Annotated in this window: 14 protein-coding genes and 3 tRNA genes; 8 read left to right on the forward strand and 9 right to left on the reverse strand. The window is 37.6% G+C overall.

Annotated elements, in window-relative coordinates:
- Positions 1–231: 231 nt before the first annotated feature.
- The 6 genes from ACPDHL_RS10920 (at position 232) to ACPDHL_RS10945 (ending at position 6,132) form a co-directional block, all read left to right on the forward strand.
- Positions 232–304: transfer RNA gene (locus ACPDHL_RS10920), tRNA-Gly, on the forward strand.
- 17 nt (positions 305–321) lie between these two features.
- Positions 322–407: transfer RNA gene (locus ACPDHL_RS10925), tRNA-Leu, on the forward strand.
- 111 nt (positions 408–518) lie between these two features.
- Positions 519–872 (forward strand): hypothetical protein, encoded by a 354-nt coding sequence (locus ACPDHL_RS10930; RefSeq protein WP_430532793.1) that lies wholly within the window; start codon positions 519–521, stop codon positions 870–872.
- Between the two features lie 157 nt (positions 873–1,029).
- Positions 1,030–1,115 (forward strand) — tRNA-Leu (locus ACPDHL_RS10935).
- A 496-nt stretch (positions 1,116–1,611) separates the two neighbouring features.
- The gene (locus ACPDHL_RS10940) at positions 1,612–4,728 is read left to right on the forward strand and encodes a SusC/RagA family TonB-linked outer membrane protein (protein WP_430532794.1); all 3,117 of its coding nucleotides are present in this window, start codon (positions 1,612–1,614) and stop codon (positions 4,726–4,728) included.
- A gap of 12 nt (positions 4,729–4,740) precedes the next feature.
- A complete protein-coding gene (locus ACPDHL_RS10945; RefSeq protein WP_430532795.1) occupies positions 4,741–6,132 on the forward strand; it encodes a RagB/SusD family nutrient uptake outer membrane protein in 1,392 nt (463 codons plus the stop codon).
- Positions 6,133–6,220: 88 nt separating this feature from the next.
- Here ACPDHL_RS10945 and clpX read toward each other — a convergent pair whose 3' ends face one another.
- The 9 genes from clpX to ACPDHL_RS10990 all read right to left on the reverse strand — a co-directional run bounded on the left by clpX (position 6,221) and on the right by ACPDHL_RS10990 (position 18,311).
- Complete coding sequence (gene clpX, locus ACPDHL_RS10950; protein ID WP_430532796.1) at positions 6,221–7,462, reverse strand: ATP-dependent Clp protease ATP-binding subunit ClpX; 1,242 nt, start codon at positions 7,460–7,462, stop codon at positions 6,221–6,223.
- 3 nt (positions 7,463–7,465) lie between these two features.
- Positions 7,466–8,125 (reverse strand): ATP-dependent Clp endopeptidase proteolytic subunit ClpP, encoded by a 660-nt coding sequence (clpP, locus tag ACPDHL_RS10955; protein WP_410878682.1) that lies wholly within the window; start codon positions 8,123–8,125, stop codon positions 7,466–7,468.
- An 83-nt stretch (positions 8,126–8,208) separates the two neighbouring features.
- Positions 8,209–9,534, reverse strand: a complete 1,326-nt coding sequence (gene tig / locus ACPDHL_RS10960) for a trigger factor (RefSeq protein WP_430532797.1) — start codon at positions 9,532–9,534, stop codon at positions 8,209–8,211.
- Between the two features lie 98 nt (positions 9,535–9,632).
- Positions 9,633–9,989, reverse strand: a complete 357-nt coding sequence (locus ACPDHL_RS10965; protein WP_430532798.1) for a phage holin family protein — start codon at positions 9,987–9,989, stop codon at positions 9,633–9,635.
- 12 nt (positions 9,990–10,001) lie between these two features.
- Positions 10,002–11,621, reverse strand: coding sequence for a hypothetical protein (locus tag ACPDHL_RS10970; protein WP_430532799.1), 1,620 nt, complete (start codon positions 11,619–11,621; stop codon positions 10,002–10,004).
- A gap of 18 nt (positions 11,622–11,639) precedes the next feature.
- On the reverse strand, positions 11,640–12,890 hold the full coding sequence (locus tag ACPDHL_RS10975; RefSeq protein ID WP_430532800.1) for an OmpP1/FadL family transporter: 1,251 nt from the start codon (positions 12,888–12,890) through the stop codon (positions 11,640–11,642).
- A gap of 300 nt (positions 12,891–13,190) precedes the next feature.
- Positions 13,191–16,133 carry a DUF7507 domain-containing protein gene (locus ACPDHL_RS10980; RefSeq protein ID WP_430532801.1) on the reverse strand — a complete coding sequence of 981 codons (2,943 nt, stop codon included), beginning with the start codon at positions 16,131–16,133 and terminating at the stop codon, positions 13,191–13,193.
- 691 nt (positions 16,134–16,824) lie between these two features.
- Entirely contained in the window at positions 16,825–17,598 is a 774-nt protein-coding gene (locus tag ACPDHL_RS10985; protein WP_430532802.1) for an alpha/beta fold hydrolase, read from the reverse strand.
- Positions 17,598–18,311, reverse strand: a complete 714-nt coding sequence (locus ACPDHL_RS10990) for a pyridoxine 5'-phosphate synthase (RefSeq protein WP_430532803.1) — start codon at positions 18,309–18,311, stop codon at positions 17,598–17,600. The genes ACPDHL_RS10985 and ACPDHL_RS10990 overlap by 1 nt, the downstream gene beginning before the upstream one ends.
- A gap of 94 nt (positions 18,312–18,405) precedes the next feature.
- Between ACPDHL_RS10990 and ACPDHL_RS10995 the strand changes: the two genes are divergently transcribed.
- Together ACPDHL_RS10995 and ACPDHL_RS11000 are read left to right on the forward strand one after the other, a co-directional pair.
- Positions 18,406–19,065, forward strand: a complete 660-nt coding sequence (locus tag ACPDHL_RS10995; protein ID WP_430532804.1) for a CBS domain-containing protein — start codon at positions 18,406–18,408, stop codon at positions 19,063–19,065.
- Position 19,066: 1 nt separating this feature from the next.
- Positions 19,067–19,951, forward strand: coding sequence for an NAD kinase (locus ACPDHL_RS11000; RefSeq protein ID WP_430532805.1), 885 nt, complete (start codon positions 19,067–19,069; stop codon positions 19,949–19,951).
- Positions 19,952–19,977: the final 26 nt, after the last annotated feature.

A 19,977-nucleotide genomic window follows, 5' to 3' on the forward strand; every position in this document is an offset into this window, starting at 1 on the left:
AAAGGTTATGCGCATTAATTTTTGGACATACCTTCTCGTATTGAAGTATAAGAATACACTACCCTTTCATTTTTTAATGTGACCTCATAAAAAATAAAGACCCAAAGCTTTCATTATCAACCCAAAACAAAGAACCTCTACTTTTATATTTAAAAAAGCTTGCAAAACAATATTTTCTATTCTATATTTGCACTCGCAATACGGAAGTAATGCACGATCTTACAAACATTCGCGAAAATAGCTCAGTTGGTAGAGCGCAACCTTGCCAAGGTTGAGGTCGCGGGTTCGAACCCCGTTTTTCGCTCAAGTAAATTTATTTACGCTCGAGTGGTGGAAGTGGTAGACACGCTGGACTTAAAATCCAGTGAACAGTAATGTTCGTGCGGGTTCAAGTCCCGCCTCGAGTACAAAAGTCCTAAGTTAACGCTTAGGATTTTTTTTTGCTCTATAGTGAAGAAAACAATTCGACCACCAAGAGATCTAACCGATATAAGCTTTGAATTTATTACATTTTTACTATGAGCGCAATCGTTATTAGCCAGAAAGAAAATGAAACGTATAAGTTCACTTTTGAACATCGTAGAGGGCGAACTCTACTTACAAGCCAAGAACACACAACAAAAGACGATGTCTATAAAACAATTGATTTTTTAAAAGAACATTTCGCTTCTGTTGAAAGTATACGATTCAAAACACCTAGTGGTAAATTTTATTTTAAAATCGTTATTGAAGGCAATACCTACGGCACAAGTCGTCGTTTCAATACAGAATTGCGCTTCGAAAATGGAATTGAAGAAGTCGTAACAAATTTTGTTTCCGCAGAAACACTCGACTTATCACTCGATATTTTTGGAGATTTTCCCGAAGACTAATGCGGATTCAAAAAAAAGAGTTTTTCAACATACTGACAATCAATAATTAAATAGGGAATTTGAAAAAAACATCTATTTTTTCGTTTTTTTTCTTGTCAACCCTTATTTTTATTCTATATTTGCACACGCAAAACAGTTCAACAACTGATGAGCAGAGGCTCGAGTGGTGGAAGTGGTAGACACGCTGGACTTAAAATCCAGTGAACAGTAATGTTCGTGCGGGTTCAAGTCCCGCCTCGAGTACAAAAGTCCTAAGTGAACACTTGGGACTTTTTTTTGTTTACAACTGATTGTAAACCGAACCGTAAACTAATCAACTCCTCTCTCAGTTAAATTTTCTATTTCAATCCATTCTCGCTTCTATTATTTTTATTTTTTTTCTGCAAAAACAAAAATAAATAGATATTTTATCCTTATTTACAGAATAATTGTGGATAAAAAATCTAATTCTTACTTTTGCCCTGTTGATTTCCAATCACAAAAACAACGAATGATATGCAAAAATTAATAAGTCCTTTTGTAGTTCCATACACAATGTCGATTCTATCGACTGATCTCGCTATGTCAATGATGGCGACAATGTATGTTCCATAAAAGGAAAGCTCTATTCATTTTTTGTTTTAAAAAACAGAAAAAGGAGGCTTTCGTAGGGCCTCCTTTTTTTTATATCGTTTTTCTAAGCAGCAAAAAAACGATATGCATGTGTGTGCTGCTAAAAATAATAAATTTTTTAGTCTAAATGAAAAGTATTAAACTTCGGCTACTTCTAGGTAGCTTGCTCTTGCTATGTAATATTGCATTGGCGCAGCAGGTAAAAGTAAGAGGAACAGTGAGAGAACACAATGGTGAGACACTACCTGGTGTATTGGTGACAATCAAAAACACCACTAAAGGGGTTCAAACAGATTTTAATGGTAACTACACCATTGAAGTTGCCCCAGACGAAACCCTACAATATGAATATGTAGGATTCAAGTCTCAAGCCATTTCAGTAGGTACAAAGCGCCTTATTGACATTACCCTACAGGAAGATGTTGTAAGCTTAGATGATATTGTAATTGTCGCTTATGGCGCTCAAAAACAAAAGGCGATTGTAGGTGCAATTAGTCAAGTCAAAAGCGATGTTTTGGAAAAACAAGTCGCTACTTCAGTTGTTACGGCATTGCAAGGAACGGTATCGGGCGTTAACATCGTCAATTCCAACTCTCAACCAGGTGAAAATCCGACTATACGCGTTCGCGGAATCGGTTCAATCAACGCTTCAGCAGACCCCTTAATTATTTTGGATGGTGCTCCCTATATGGGAAATATCAATGCGATCAGTGCAGATCAAATTGAAACAATCAACGTTTTAAAAGATGCTTCCTCTACCGCGCTATACGGTTCTCGTGGTGCCAATGGCGTGATCTTAATCAAAACCAAAATGGGCAAGCGAAATGCAGAACCCGAAGTCAATATCAACCTGAGTACTGGTGTTGCTTTTGATGCAGTAAAAACCCACAAAGTCCTCAATACGCAAGACTACACCAGCTATTTATGGGAAGGTAGAAAAAACAACTATCAGTACGTGATAGGACAAGATGAACTCACCGCACGTAAAAATGCTTCGGATGGTTTGGTGAGCTACTTTGGATACAATCCCTTTGGCACCAATCAACCCGTTGATTACGATGGAAACTGGACAGTAAAAGATCCTTTGTTATGGGAAACGGACTGGAAAAAAGAATTACAACGCAACCAAGCCTTTCGAAAGGAATATAATTTTAATATAACAGGAGGAAGTGATCGCACAACGTATTTCTTGGCGGCGAATTACCTCAACCAAGATGGCATGATTAAAACGGCGAATTTTGAGCGTACAACTGTGCGTCTAAATCTAGAAAGCCAACTAACCGATTGGTTACAATTGGGCGCTAATACCGCTTATTCCGCTTCCAACCAAAACTTTCCAACACAGAGTGGTACCAATTTATACAGTCCAATGAACTGGATCTACGCCATGCCTAGTGTATATCCAGTTTACAAAAGAGATGCTGCAGGACAAATCGCCTATGATGCACAGGGAAATAGCATCTATGACTATGGTAATGCCTCTAGTAAAGATAGCAATAGCATTCGCCCCATCATGAGTGGAGAAAACGCAGTGGGTATTCTCTACAACAACCGAACAGTAAACCGCAGAGGTTCATTAAATTGGAATGGTTTTGCAAAAATTGATCTAGCAGAAGGTCTTTATTTTAAAACGAATTTATCCTACGAAAAATACGACTACGACGTCAAAGAGTACAACAATTCGCAATATGGTCAAGCTTCAAGTGTAAAAGGTCGTGTACGCAAAATTAAAGACACTTCTGAAACGCTGAACTTCATCAATACGTTACACTATGATAAAACGTTTGGCAATCATCACTTGGCCGCAGATGGAATTATAGAAGCTTATCAATTTAAAAAGGATTTATTCAATGCATCTGCTACGGGATACTTACCAGGAAACTCCGAAATTGGTGGAGGTACTTCACTAGAAAACATCAATGGTTATACAGTAGAAGATCGATTAACGAGCTACTTAGGTCGACTGAGCTACGACTACAACAACAAATACTTTATAGAGGGCTCATTTAGACGAGATTCAAGCACGCGTTTTGACAAATCTGTACGCGCAGGAAACTTCTACGCCATAGGAGGGTCTTGGATTGCATCCTCAGAGTCTTTCTTAGCTGACAGTCCTTATATTGATTTACTCAAATTGAGGATTTCCTATGGAGAACTTGGAAATAACAACCTGAAAGACAAATATTTCCCCTATTTGCGTTTATTTGAAACAGGATATAATCAATTAGATAATCCAGGTGTACTCTTAGGTGATGTAACAGATCCTTTGCTTACTTGGGAAAAAACAGCTTCTTTTAACGCAGGTTTGGATTTCAGCTTGTTTAACAATCGCTTAGAAGGATCTATTGACTACTATAAAAAACGCTCCATCGATTTGCTTTTTGCTATACCTCAAGCGTCCTCTACAGGAAACCTTGAAGTATTATCTAACGCAGGTACAGTAGAAAATTACGGATTAGAAGTGAGCTTAACCACACATATTATTCGCAAACAAGATTGGAAGTGGGATGCCTCTTTGAATTTTTCTATTGATAAAAACAAAGTTACCGCTCTAACACAAGATAGCTTTATCAGCGGATTAAACCGCTGGGAAAAAGGTCGTTCATTATATGATTTTTACCTTAGAGAATGGGCAGGCGTCGATCCCAATGACGGCTATGGAATGTGGTATAAGGATGTTGTTGATGCCAATGGTCAGGTCACAGGACGAGAAACAACCAAAGACTATGACGAAGCGACTCGCTATTACAATCACTCCGCCTTGCCTAAATTAGTAGGGGGATTCAATACGAGTTTGACGTACAAGAACTTCGACTTTAGCGCTTTCTTTACCTTTAGTTTAGGTGGGTACATTTATGATAATGATTATGCTAGTTTACTTGGCGGTATTTCAAAAGGATACCAAAGTTCGCCCGATATCGCTGACCGTTGGCAAAAACCTGGCGATATCACAGACACGCCTATTATTCTGAATTCTTCGAATAATTTTGCCGCTACCTCAACGCGATTCTTATACAAGAATAATTATGCGAGACTAAAAGCATTAACCCTTGGTTATACCCTTCCAATTGAGCAATTGGGTAAGCTAAAATTAAAACAAGCCCGCGTGTATATTCAAGGAGAGAATTTACTAACCTTCCAATCACACAAGGGAATCGATCCGGAACAAGCAATCAATGGGGTTACCGATTATCGCGTACCACTATCCGCTACCCTCTCAGTCGGTTTAAACATCAATTTCTAAAAAAGTAAACACGTGAAAAAATTATACATAAAAAGCATCCTATTCTTAGTTATTCTAAGCTTTACTACTAGTTGCTCTTCTGACTTCCTAGATGACCCACAACCCAAAGACAGTATTTCTCCAGACGTCGTTTTTGGAAGTAAAGAAGGGGCAAATTCTTTTCTATCGGGGATCTTACGTCTACAGCGTACCTCCTTAATCAATGATGAAGCGTCGGGTTTGCACAGCATCTTATTTGCACGCAGCGTTAAAGGAGCCGATTTAATACAAAAACAGATTTGGTTTGGCGACGATTATGATTATCAGGTGTACTTGAGTACAGGTACACGTTCTATCTTCTCTTGGCGTTTGCCCTATAAAATCATCGATCAAGTAAACAACTTGATTCAAGGTGTTGAAGCGAGTACAAAAATCAGCGCAACAGACAAGGATGAATTGTTGGGACAAGCCTTAGCACTTCGTGGCTATTACTATTTTCAACTGGCGATAGAATTCGGAGAGGCCTATAGTGCAAATCAAAATAATACCTTCCCTCCTATTTACACAGAACCCTCTACACCCCCTAATCCCTTTACAACAAAGGAGGAGTTTTTTAATCGCATCGTAACAGATTTGGAGGAAGCGACCAAGCGCTTGGATGACAAGAGAAGTAACAAATCCTATATCAATAAAGCTGTTGCACAGGCCTTCTTGGCTCAAGTGTATCAATACATGGGGCAATGGGAACTAGCCAAGAAAAACGCATCCTTAGCCTATGGTGGTCAACCCGAAAGCGTTTTACACCCAGAAGAATACGCCTTAGGTTTTGATTCCATGAGCGCTAAAGAATGGTTATGGGCCTTGCCACAAAGTGCAGATCAAACCGTTTATTATCGCTCCCATCCCCATGCGATGATGGATCACGTAGCCGTAGCCTATCACGGTACATTTATCAACGATGATTTTGTCAAACAATTTAGTACTACTGATATTCGCAACCTCTTCTCCAACTTCTATGAAAAACCCACAGGCGATTGGCAAGAATACGTCACCTCAAAGTTTACCTTCACCTTTGAAGCCGATATTCCTATCATCCGATATCCTGAACTGATTTTGATTGAGGCAGAAGCGAACTATCACTTAGGCAATGAGGGTCAGGCAAAAAAACTACTCGATCTCTTACGTCAGAATCGCGATGCACAAGCAACGGCAACGACAAACACTGGAACAGCTCTTTTAGAAACCATCTTGCTAGAACGAAGAAAAGAACTCTATGGTGAATGTGGGGTAGAATGGTTTGATGCTAAGCGTTTACTAAGAGGTATAACACGCACTGGCAATCACCGAACAGCCCTTTCTTTACCCGCACAGGATAAGCGTTTTCAATTAGTCATTCCGCAAGAGGAACTCGATGCGCGCAAGTAATATATGTTTGGGTAACACTAAAATAACCTGAAAAAAAAATCCTACAGCAAAATGCTGTAGGATTTTTTCTTTATCTACTATTGTTCGCTTAACTCGCTGCTTCCAATCGTTGCATTAAATTTTTGTTCAATGCTTGTTCGGTATAAGCTAAATCTACGACCAATTCAGTCACATCTTCTTTACTTGGTAGTTCATACATCGCATCAGTTAAGATCGCCTCGCAAAGCGAGCGTAATCCCCTTGCACCTAATTTGTACTCCAGCGCTTTGTCTACAATATAATCCAATGCTTCATCTGTAATAGAGAAAGCGATCTTGTCCATATCGAACAACTTCTCATACTGTTTAATTAGCGCATTTTTAGGTTCTGTAAGAATAGCGCGTAGCGTTTCTCTATCCAGTGGATTCATGTACGTTAACACAGGCAAACGACCAATGATTTCAGGAATTAAACCGAAATCTTTTACGTCTTTCGGAATGATATACTGCATCAAGTTTGTGCGATCTACTTTATCTCCTTCTTTAATTGAGCTATATCCTACTGCTTGGAAATTCAAGCGCTTGGAAATAATGCGTTCAATGCCATCAAAAGCGCCACCAGCGATAAAGAGAATATTTTTGGTATTCACTTCAATAAACTTTTGATCTGGATGTTTACGTCCTCCTTTTGGTGGAACGTTAACAACACTTCCTTCTAAAAGTTTCAATAACGCTTGTTGTACCCCTTCTCCAGACACGTCACGTGTAATCGAAGGGTTATCGCTTTTACGGGCAATTTTATCAATTTCGTCAATAAAAATAATTCCGCGTTCTGCTTTTTCTACATCGTAATCCGCTGCTTGTAGTAACTTGGTCAAAATACCTTCAACATCTTCCCCCACATATCCTGCTTCTGTTAAAACGGTTGCATCAACAATAGCCAACGGCACATTCAACATTTTAGCAATGGTTTTAGCTACCAAAGTTTTACCTGTTCCCGTTTGTCCTACCATTAAGATATTGCTCTTTTCGATTTCAATATCTTCATCTTCACCATTCATTTCTTGTAACAAGCGCTTGTAGTGATTGTACACTGCAACAGCCATTACTTTTTTGGTTTGATCTTGACCGATAACATACTCATCTAAAAAAGCGCGGATCTCCATGGGCTTTTTCAATAGCAACTCATTGGATAAGCTTTCTAAGTGTTTTGCATCTTCTTCTTCCAGAACAATACCGTAGGCTTGATCCACACAACGATCACAGATGTGTGCATCAATCCCCGCTATAAGAATATTGGTTTCTGATTTTGGACGTCCACAAAAGGAACATCTCATCTCTTCTTTAGCCATAAATTATTCTCTAATTAGAACCTCATCAATCATACCATAGGCTTTTGCCTCCTCAGCGATCATCCAATAGTCTCTATCACTATCGTGATGTACTTTCTCCATGGTTTGACCTGAATGTTTGGCTATGATTTGATACAATTCGTCTTTTAATTTTAAAATTTCTCTTGCTGTAATCTCGATATCAGAGGCTTGTCCTTGTGCTCCACCTAATGGTTGGTGAATCATCACGCGTGAATGTGGCAAAGCAGAACGCTTTCCGTCAGCTCCCGCACAAAGTAAAACAGCCCCCATAGAAGCAGCCATACCTGTACAAATCGTAGCAACGTCAGGTTTGATGAATTGCATTGTATCGTAAATACCTAATCCAGCATATACACCACCACCTGGTGAGTTTACATAAATACTAATATCTTTTTCATTGTCTACACTTGATAAAAACAACAATTGTGCTTGAATAATGTTAGCAACATAATCGTCAATTGCCGTTCCTAAAAAGATGATGCGATCCATCATCAAACGAGAAAAAACATCCATTGAAGCGACATTCATTTGACGTTCTTCAATGATGTAAGGAGTCATACTACTTACGATTTTATCGTAATACATACTATTTATACCGTGATGCTTGGTCGCATATTTTTGAAATTCTTTTCCGTAGTCCATAAACTATTGCTTTTTATGATTAAAAAAATAAGCGTCTATTCATTCAAATAGACGCTCAAATATACTTATTTTTCAGGAAAGAATTATTCTCCGTACATTTCCTTAACGAAATCTTTGTAAGAAATTTCTTTCACTGTTGCTTTTACTTTATCTGTAAATAAAGCTAACATTTTTTCGTTCATTGCTTGTTCAGAAATACGTCTTACCTCATCTTGGTTTGACATTACTCTAGCAACAATATCTTCTACTGTCTTATCATCAGCATCTGCTTGACCGAATTGAGCCAATTGTTCTCTGATTAATTTTGAAGTATACGCTTTAATATCTTCGAAAGTAAGTTGTAATTCATATTGCGTCATTACTTTTCCTTCGATCAATTGGTAACGTAAACCTTTTTCAGATTTTTCGTACTCTTCTGCTGCTTGTTCTGCAGTCATTGGAGTTTCACCAGCTGTCATTAACCATTTTTTCAAGAATTCAGCAGGTAAGTCAAACGAAGTCGTTTCTAATAAGAATTCAAAAACGTCATTTAAATATTTTTGATCTGCTTGAGAAGCGAATTGTTTTTCAGCATCTTCTTTGATTTTTTCTTTCAATTGTTCTACTGAAGTAACAACGTCTTGACCGAATAATTTATCGAAAAGCTCTTGGTTTAATTCTGCTTTTTCAGACTCGTTGATTTCGTTGATTGTAAATACAACATCCACTTCTAATCCGTGAACTTTATCGTGATCGATTCCTAAAACATCCATTAATTTGTGATCATCTTCAAATAAACCTTTTGTATTTACTGTAACTTGATCACCAACTTTTTTGTTTAAGAATTTCTTTTGGTTTGTTTTTGTTCTGAAATCTGTAACAGCAATTGTTACGTCTTTGTTGATTCCTTCTTCTTCGTTTACGAAAGTACCTACTAATTCAGAAGTTTCTTCAACTGCTTCTTTAGAGATTAATTTTCCGTATTGTTTTTGGATATATTCCACTTGTTCATCTAACATCGCCTCATCAGCAACGATGTTAAATTTAGTAACGTTTGTTTTTCCTTCTAAGTCTAGAGAAAACTCTGGCGCTAAGCCTAATTCGAAATCAAATTTTAATACATCAGCATCCCAGTCAAAGTTCTCATTCATTACTGGAAGAGGATTTCCTAAAATATCTAATTTTTCATCTACAAGATAATTGTTTAATTTCTCTTGCAAAATTTTGTTTACTTCTTCGAACAACACTGATTTTCCGTATTGTTTAAGAATTAAACTCATAGGTACAGCACCTTTTCTAAATCCAGGAACATTGGCGTTCTTTTTGTAGTTAGATAACACAGTATCTACATTACCTTGGTAATCTTCTTTTGCAAGTTCAATAGTAACAATTGCATTAAGAGCATCTACGTTATTTCTTGTAATATTCATTTTTTGATGTATTTACATATAAAATTGGGTTGCAAAAATAAATTATTTTTACAACCCGTCCAACTTTTTAAGTGTTTGTCTTTCAACTATTAAATTTTTCACCTGTTTCTCGGTTCCCCTTTTAAGAGAATCCCATTTACGATGGATTGGCAAAAAGCGAGAATCAAGCTGAATAATAAGGCATACCAAAATCCGTTCACCTGAAATCCATCGACAAAATAGGCACTAAGCATAATGATGATGGCATTGATCACGAATAGGAATAACCCCATGGTAACGATTGTTGCAGGTAGTGTCATAAAAACCAGCACTGGTCGTAGAAACATATTCAACAATCCCATCACTACAGCCACCCACAACGCGGAGGTCCACCCCGTGATGTGAACGCCTGGCAACAACCAACAAAGGAAAACTACTAAGGCTGTTGTAACTAATAATCGAACGATAAAACTCATTTATTTTATTTTTTAATTTTGTAATACTAGCGTTGGTCCTGGGTAAACCGCAGGATTTACTAGTGGGATATTTGATTTATAGTGTCTGTTAATTACACGTAAGATTTCAGCTGCAATAAAGGCATATCCTCTTGGATTCAAATGCACGCCATCTAAGGAGAATAACACTGTATTTAAATTCCCCATTCCTTTAAAGTAATCTGCCGTATAAATTTGTCCGTCTTCTACTCTTAATCCACTTACAGCTTTGTGTAACAATTCATTCATATCCGCCACTGCTAATCCTTTTTCATCTGCTATCCCTCGGATAATCGAATTAAACGCAATCGTAGCTGTTTGAACTTTTTGTTGCTCTACTTGATTCAGCACATATTCATCGCCAATAGGAAACGTAATCCCTTTTATTAACATTGCATCCATTTTTGGATTACCTGTTGCAAAACTTGCGCCAATTTGTGCTCTACTTGTCAACAGCATTAAATCTTTTGCTGTTGCGTGTCTTGCTTGACCAAAGCTTTTAGCAATAAATCCGATTTCTTGTTCTGAGATATCGAATGGAAATTTACCAGTAGCGACTAAATACTTTATAGTAGCAGCTATTTGGGGTTCTAAATTTGTTAGCGTTTTATCTTGAATCAAGAGTGGATTTGCCTTCGTTTTATCCAATAACTGCAAGCGATCTCCTTCCCCGAACTGCCCTAAGATTTCTTTGAACATTCCAACCAAAAGATTGAGCTGACCAAAAACCTCATCTGGATTTTGACCTGGTTTCACCACAGCATCCGCTGTAATGGGATTATAAGGCACTGTTGTAAAGAACGGAATTGTCGTTACATCTGGAACTGTAGCCACTACTCCTTTTGCACCACCACTTGTCAAGGTATTGATAATACCTGTGTACGTCATCTTAAATACAGCCACATGAGTAATATCATTTCCACCATATTGTGTCAGGTCGGTTCCATTTGCTTGTTCATTTTGATCCAATCCTTCACCTCCGGAAGTCGCATAGGCTAATACATCATTTGCTCCAATCCAGTTGGTAAAGAACGTTGGTTGTAGGGTCATAACATCTGCCATAACAGTTGTTTCATCTGAGGTAGCCGTACGCACAAAGTACGGATTAGCTTTTCCAGCAGCTAAATTCCCTATACTTCCATAGCCCGGTGCTAGTAGATGAAACGTTTTTGCTCCAGGTACTCCTGCATTATGATAGGCTTTTTGGCTTCGTTTTGTTACGTCCATCGTTACAGCCCCTTTTTTATTTTCTGGGCTACTCGTCGACATATTCATGATCAATTTTGTATCGAATCCAGGGATTGGGTTTCCTGCCATCAACATACCTCCTACATCATTAGTATCATCATCTAAAGGGGGTTGTGTAAATTCACCTCCTCCAACAACTTTAAATTGTTGTGCTAAAATATAAGGAAAGGAATACGCTTGACCTGAACGGTAGAGTGTTCCATCCATATACCCCGCTGTCAATGAGTTACCAATAGCGACATAGGAAGAGAAATTAGCTTCCCCTGCATAATACGTCTCCGAGTTAATTTCATCTTTGATAGAAGGCTCACAAGCCGCAACTATAAAAGCAAAAAGAGGAGCGATATATAAATATTTTCTTTTCATCTTAAATCAATTTAATCATTAAAAACTATAAGTTACGCCAATTCCTCCACTTGTTACTGCAGATTTATAGGTTCCTCCAAATGAAACATTTTGTCCATCTTCTTGATAATAATCGTATGAATTATGGGTATCGCTAAAATGTAAGTAAGAGAATACGAGATCTACTCCAATACCGTTTTTAAACTTATACGTCAATCCACCAGTATAGGCACGCGAGTCGTTTCTTGGTGTTTCTGGTGCGAAATAACCTTCTTGAACCGGGCTCTCATCATAATACCAACCAGCTCTAAGCGTTAATTGATCGTTTAGGGCGTATTGTGCACCGATTCGATACGTACTTGAATCTTTATAATTCCTAGGGTTTACTGATGTCCCTAAGGCACTATCAACGAAGTCTATGACTAAGGCATCGTATACTTTCCAGAATGTTCTGTTATAATCGAACGCAACCACCCATTTATCCCATGAGTATGAAGCTCCAACCGTTAACTCTGCTGGTAAAGGCATTTCTGCTTTAATTTTACCATCTTGAAATAGAGCTCCTCCAAAAGCAGGTGCATTGGAAAACTTCGCTTTTCCACTATTTTCTTTCATGATAATTTCGGATCGGTAATTCATACCCAAACGCAAGTGATCATCTACATTTACGAGATACCCCGCAGTCCATCCCCAAGCTGTAACGTTTTTAGCATCAATTTCTACACTTGTTCTCTTTCCTTCTTCATTGGTCATGCTACGCGACACATTTCGGTCAAAGGTAACGCCACCATTAACAAAGATAGGTCCCCCACCGAAACTAAAATGCTTGCTTACTTTAACTGCGACAGTCGGTTGAAAGTAAAAAGCTTTTAGATCAATATTATTGACTAAATGTGACCCTTGCCAATCGCGATCCCAATCTACTGCACTTCCATAAGGCGTATAAACGGCTAGACCAACTGTTAACCAATCCGTTGCCTTATACGTTCCATAGAAATAAAAGGGAGTTCCAGGATTACGCGTATCATTCTCCCAACCATATGTTTCATTTTGAAACTTGGTATCAGCAACCAAATAGTTCATCCCAGCCGAGAAATTGAACTTATCATCCAAATAAACCGATGCTGCAGGATTGAAAAATAGCGATTCTGCACCACTACTAATAACAGCTACCCCAGCATGTCCCATCGCAAGCTGTCTGTTTCCTTGCATACTAACTCTATAACCTCCTGCATACGTTGATGCGGTAATTAAAGTTAGAAGGGATAATGACAATACCTTTTTTATCATAATTAACTATTATTTTATTTCTTATCTAGTAAATATAAAAATATATAATAATTTGACAAATTTTTAATACACACTTTAACAGTGAAAAAGAAAAATTAGAAACAATTCTACTGATTTTTAAAAAATTACAAATCAACTTCACTTTTTTTTTACCATTTATTCAACCACTCTTTTTATTTTATTTTTTTGTTTTATTTTTTTTGGTAAACTCCCTCACAGCGTGAATGACAAACAAAAACGCTGTCTTCCAAATGGGAGACAGCGCTTTGAACTATAAACTAAAAACGTAAGAATACTAAATTAATATTGCAAGTAGATCCATCCGGTATAGGTATCTCTCAAAATGTTTTGCATCACGTAAAAGTAGGTACCAACAGGAAGTAATTTAGTACCTGAATCAGATTGACCATACCATTCTTTTTCATACTTACCGGCTTTGTAAACCAATTTACCTAATCGATTGTATATTTTCAAACTTTCGACGCTGTAATTACTCAAATCTAAGAAGTCATTCAATCCATCACCATTAGGTGAAATTCCCTTGGGAATAAATACGTTCTGGTAGTTAATATCCCTACAAGTATCGCAAGCTTCAACTGGATCCTCATTGTCAGGAGCCTCTACAGTTACGACGTTGATAAACGTTTGTGTATGCTTTAGCGGAATCGTTAAGGTCACTTCATAGTTTACCGTATCCCCTACGTCTAATAGAGAAATCGTATCAATTAAATCACCCGTTCCAGAAGTTCCTTGTGAGCTTGACCAGCGCATTTCTTGTACACCTTCTGGCATTTGATCCACTACTTCTACATTAACAGCAGAACCAGGTCCTTTATTTTCCACTACTATCGTGTAAGTTGTTTCTTGTCCTGGGGTGTAATACTGCAGTCCATCATCTTTTGTGGCGTGCAAATCCGCTTGATACAGCAGTACAGCTATGGTAGGATCATTGCGTTCTGGCGTTGTAGGATCATCCGATAGTTGTTCCATTGTTCCACTTGATGTTTGCGCAACTAGAACCGCTTGATTGACTACTTTTTTTGCATTAAAATCTGCCTCTGTAATGGTATGATACGCCTTAACAGCTTGAGATTCGCCTGGTTTTAGTTCTGTAATATTCGATGGCACTAGTGTTCCTACATCCGCATTCTCATCCGTAAGCACTATATCTCTCACTATTGTTTCTCCAATATTTTTCACTGTGATTTCATATTCAATTTTATCGCCAATGCGATTATATTCGCGAACCACGACTTTTTTAGTAAACTCTAACTTCCCTAGTGCCACAATTGCTTCTGCGGTATTGTTGTCTGGATGAGGATCAATATTGTCGCCCTCTACTGTAGCGATATTGAGATACTCCCCATTTTCGTTGATTTTTACTTTGATTTCAATACGTACTTCTTCTTGAGGAGCAAGCGCACCAATAGTCCACTTTCCTGTTGTCGCGTCATAATTCCCTTTATCAGCACTATAACTTACAAACTCATACCCCGAAGGCAGTACATCTGTCATCGATACTTCAGGATCTGTAAAAATCTCATCTAAATTCTTAACTGTAATCACAAAAACAGCATAGCCATCTTCTTGTGATTTTACTGCTTTAGTAATAGAGAGATCCGTACACGGTTTGACGATTACATCCAATGGTAAAGAACGATTACTCCAACCACATTCTTTTTTTATCTTCACTGAATACAACCCGCTTTCCATAACATCCAGAAAATTATCCGTTGTTACCTCTATCGATTCTCCATTTAAAAACCATTCATATTCAATAGAATCTTCTTCTGACTCAAGTCTTACAGTACAATTTTCATTTTGTTTGACTTCTATAGGTGCTTGTGCTGCTTGTCCAAAAGAAGAGAAAAAAGCAGACATAGAGAATCCATCTCCTTGTTGCACTAGACTAACCGTTAAGGGTAGATCCGATCTCAACACAATATTCGCTGGATTTCCGATAGCGGTATGATTAAAAGTAATCATGTACAATCCGCTATCACCTAAAGGAACGCGCGTTCTTGTAGTCAGTGTTTCAATATTTTGATCATTGATAAACACGGGTTGTGTTGGGTGTTCAATAACCGCAAATCCCATATAAGGCAATCCACCATCATTGTAATTAACAAATTTTGTCGTTTGTATATTAATTGATCCCGCACATCCACCGATAGGCAATACGGTAGAGATATCCGTTTCACACTCTACTGCTGTTCCTGCGTAAACAATTACTTCATTATCTGAAACAATCAAGCTTGAGGAATTGGCATTCGTTCCGTCTCCATGGTAGAAAGAATAGTAATCTCCTGCATTGGCCAAAACTTGGGTAACAGGAGTTCCTGTTGCTACACCTTGAGCAGTAAAACTTCTAACTGTAACAGTTGTATTGTCTTTTGTCGCTACGATTAAACTTTGTTCTGAACCTAGGAATTGACTTCGTTGTGTATCATTGGGAATTGATCCTTCTCCTCGAACCACCAAATAGCGACTTCCTAACATGTGAACTGGTGCGACCTGATCAAAAGTTCCATCTTGTCCATTCACTCCTCCTGGCCCACATAATCCTGGTGTATCTCCCCAGTTCCCAACATTAACCACCACTGATTTATTTGCTTTCAAATAAGCACCTAAAGGCGCTTTAAACAATCTACTTTGTCCTTTATCTAAAGAAAATGTACTCACACCAGTCTCTTGTTGTACTTCAATCTCTGTTTCATCTTCGGTTGCCATCACGGAGTAAACGGGCGCATTCAAATAAAGCCCTTGGGTACTTTCTCTGTAGTATCCCAGGCGAAATTCTACACCTAATCCCTCTTCACCAAAACTAACAAGTGATGCATTTCCCTTTATATTTTCAACACCCAATGAATTCCATCCGACTGTAGCATCCGATGCAATATTGCGAAGATTAACTAAGACAGGTTCACTTGCCTCTACCAACAATCCTTGGTTATCATAGGTGGTATCTATTGCATTTCGGTTCAATGTATTTGCCTCTCCAACAAAACGATAAGAAACTGGATTATTAACCGTTACCGTTAAAGTAGTTAAATCCGTTCCATCACTTTTTTTCAAAACCACTTCGACAGGTTCTGTGGACAGCGTACCAATCACAATCTGATTTGCTGTACTCCAGTACTGCCATGGAGCTGGTGCAATATGATGGTTTTTGTAGTATTGCGCAAAAACAGCATTACTTAACAGCAATAAAATACCGAGTAGGAAAACATTTTTCTGTTTCATAATAGAGTTACTAAGGTTTGTTATCAAAAAAGAAGGAAATGCAACCGTTGCATTCCAAGTAAGCGTAAGGATCGACATCCTAAAATCCACTCAAATTAAGTTAAAATAAACTAAATAACAAGAAACGAAAAAAATCCTAATAAGTAAAAAAAATATTTTAAAAGTTATTTTAACAATTAAAACATACATTTTCACATAAAAACAATATTTTAATTTAAAAATCAAACAAATCAAAAGCGTCAATTAGGTTCGCTATCTATAGTTACCTACTTTTACTTAATCTAAATAAAAACAAATAACTTATAAATAATCTAAAAAAACAATATGCGTTTTCTTTTTGACCGTGTATAGACCAAGTATTGCTGATTTTTCTGTCTCAATCACGCGTAAAAAGAAACAATAAAGGGATAGCTCAACAAGAAGCTAGAGCAAAGTTAGCTTATCGCTTCGTTTCGCTCTAGTTGGTAAGCATAAAAAACAAAAGAGAAGCTTAGCTCTTGTTTGAAATAAGAAAAGAGCAAAGAGGAAAAGGAAATGATAAGTGATGTACAAAAAACACCTTCAAAACAGTCATCTACTTACTCGATTGAAGGTTTACTGTTGGTGATAAAACCTAAAAAAGAAGAGAGTACCCCAAAAGGATACTCTCTTTTTATATAACGGGTTAACCTATAGGTCTTATGCTATATACTTAGGACAAAAACCCTGATACGAGTTCAAAAAACATTTGTGGGTTTTCTGCATGTAACCAATGTCCTGCATTGGGAATCGTTTCGATCACCGCTTGTGGGAAGTGCTTTTTAATACTTACCTCATCTTTCTCTTGAATATACTTAGACGCTCCACCGCGAACAAAAAGCGTAGGTTTATCATATCGTGCATCTTCAGCTATGCCTTCTCCTACAACATGTTCATCTCGATTAAATACGTCCAAATTAAATCGGAAAGCCAACTGATCGGGTTCTTTCCAATATAAACTCTTCAATAAAAATTGTTTGGTACCAAAATCTTGAATACGCGCACTGATACATTCATCCACTTCTCTTCTCGAAGGTTTTTGAGAAAAATCAACTGCATTCAAGGCTTCTAAGATATCTTGATGATGAGGCGCATATGCACGAGGTGCAATATCTGCAACGATCAACTTTTCAACACGTGTAGGATACTTTGTTGCTAAATGCATAGCAACTTTACCTCCCATGGAATGTCCTAGTACAATAGCATCGCAGATATTATAATGCTCCATATAGCGAATAACATCTTCGACCATAACATCATACGACCAAGCATCCGAATGAAAACTACGTCCGTGATTTCTCAAATCCAACAAATGCATTTCATATCCTTTTTCAACCATTTGTTTACCAAAGGTATTCCAGTTATCAGACATACCAAAATACCCATGGAGTACAATCATGGGTATTCCTCCTTCTCCCTCTATTTTTGAATATAAAATTTCTGCCATTAACTCAATTTTTGAATATACATATTAACTACATTTTCCAACCCTAAATACAACGATTCGGCAATTAATGCATGTCCAATAGACACTTCTAGCAAATTAGGCATATTCGCCTTGAAAAAAGCGATATTGTCCAAACTTAGATCATGTCCTGCATTAATCCCTAAATCTAACTCCACGGCTAATTCAGCCGCGCGAATATAAGGATCAATTCCCTTCTCATTTCCAAGCCCGTATTGTGTTGCAAACTCTTCGGTATACAACTCAATGCGATCCGTACCTACAATTTTCGCTCCTTCAATCATCTCAAGTACAGGATCCACAAAAATAGACGTGCGAATTCCCTGTTGTTTACACTCTTGAATAACCTCTGTCAAGAAATCTTTGTGTTTCACCGTATCCCAACCAGCATTTGACGTTAAAGCATCTACGGCATCAGGTACTAATGTTACTTGTGTCGGTTTACACTCGTATACCAGTTTTAAAAAGTTATCCATCGGATTTCCCTCTATGTTGTATTCTGTATACACAACCTGCACTAAATCTCTTGCATCTTGGTAGCGAATATGGCGTTCATCTGGACGTGGGTGAATCGTTACTCCTGCCGCTCCAAATTTTTGAACATCTTCAGCCACTTTTAATAAATTAGGTACATTTCCCCCTCTTGAATTCCTTAAGGTAGCAATTTTATTGATATTTACAGATAGCTTTGTCATAATTAAGATATTAAAAAACAAAAATACAAAGTATAAGTAAGGCTTATTGGTTTATTTTTAATTATTTTGCAGTCACATTTCAATTGAAGCGATTTTGACAACCCTAACCACTTTACTAATCCACCTTCCAACCTTCACGCCTTCTAGTGCGGTAGCTGAGGGTATTGCCTTTTTAGATGCGCATGATTATTCGCATCTAGCCCTTGTCGATACAGACAACAAATGGATTGGCAATCTTCCATCTGCCCTACTTTATGAAATTGATGAAACGGAAACTTTGGCTTCGATCAGCTATCTAGTTGAGCCTTTTTTTGTATTCCTGACGGATGGTTTAGCTAAGATAGCCGATACCTTCATCCAGAACAAATGTGATATTTTGCCTGTCTTGGATGAGACAATGCAGCTAAAAGGAATGTTGCCAAAGTCTGCCTTAATGGACTATTTATTAGAGAGTAGCTTTTTGACTGAAGCAGGTACAACAGTAATTATTGAAACAAATACTGCAGCTTGTAGTTTTTCAAGCATCGCTCAAATTGTCGAAAGTAACAACAACAAATTACTTGGTATTCTTGTTTTAAGTACCCTTGACAACAAAACTCAACTGCTTTTGCGTTTGACACAAAAAAACATAGAGACAATTATTTACGACTTACGACGTTTTGATTTTACGATTATCTCGCAACACGACGAAGACTTACATCAAAACAAATTAATAGAGCACTCCAATTATCTAAACAAATTTTTAAACATATAGCATGAAATTTGCAATTTACGGGCAAACCAATAAAGCCATTGTACAACAAATCGTTCATCGTCTTTTAAACGTTTTCGAAACCTATGCGCCCACTATTATTTTTGAGCGCAACTTTTACGATCTCTTAAACGAAAAAAACATCCTACCAACGATGTACGAGACGTTCGATGACGCGAATGAATTACCGTTAGATGTCAACTTTTTCATCAGTATTGGTGGGGATGGTACGATGCTACGTGCTGCAAATTTTATCAGAGACAAAAATATTCCCATCGTAGGAATTAATGCGGGTAGATTGGGATTCTTGGCCAATATTCAAGAAGACACAATTGAGGAGCATTTGCCTCATCTGTTTAAACATACCTATAAACTATCGCGTAGAGCACTACTGACCATTGCCTGCGATCCTGTGTCAAATTCGAATTTCGACATCAATTTTGCCTTAAATGACATTACTGTATCGAGAAAGAATACAACATCGATGATCACAGTAGAAACCTATTTAGACAATGAATATTTAGCCACCTACTGGGCTGATGGTTTAATTATCTCTACTCCATCAGGATCTACGGGCTATTCTTTGAGTTGTGGGGGTCCTATTATCGAACCAGAAACGGGTTGTTTTGTACTAACACCTTTGGCCCCGCATAATCTCAATGTAAGACCTTTAGTAATTCGCGACAATTTAACGATCAAACTAAAAGTAAACGCTAGAGAAAGTCAATTTTTGCTATCGGTGGACAGTAGTACACAAGCTGTAAATAACGAAACAGAAGTAACTATTTCTAAAGCGCCTTTTACCATTAATTTAGTTGAATTTCCTCAACAGAGTTTTATTAAAACACTGCGAAATAAATTACTTTGGGGCGAAGACAAACGCAATTAAAAAAAACGACAGACATCCTTTTTTTT

Source organism: Myroides sp. C15-4, assembly GCF_050522745.1.
In the GTDB taxonomy this organism is placed as follows: Bacteria; Bacteroidota; Bacteroidia; order Flavobacteriales; family Flavobacteriaceae; genus Flavobacterium.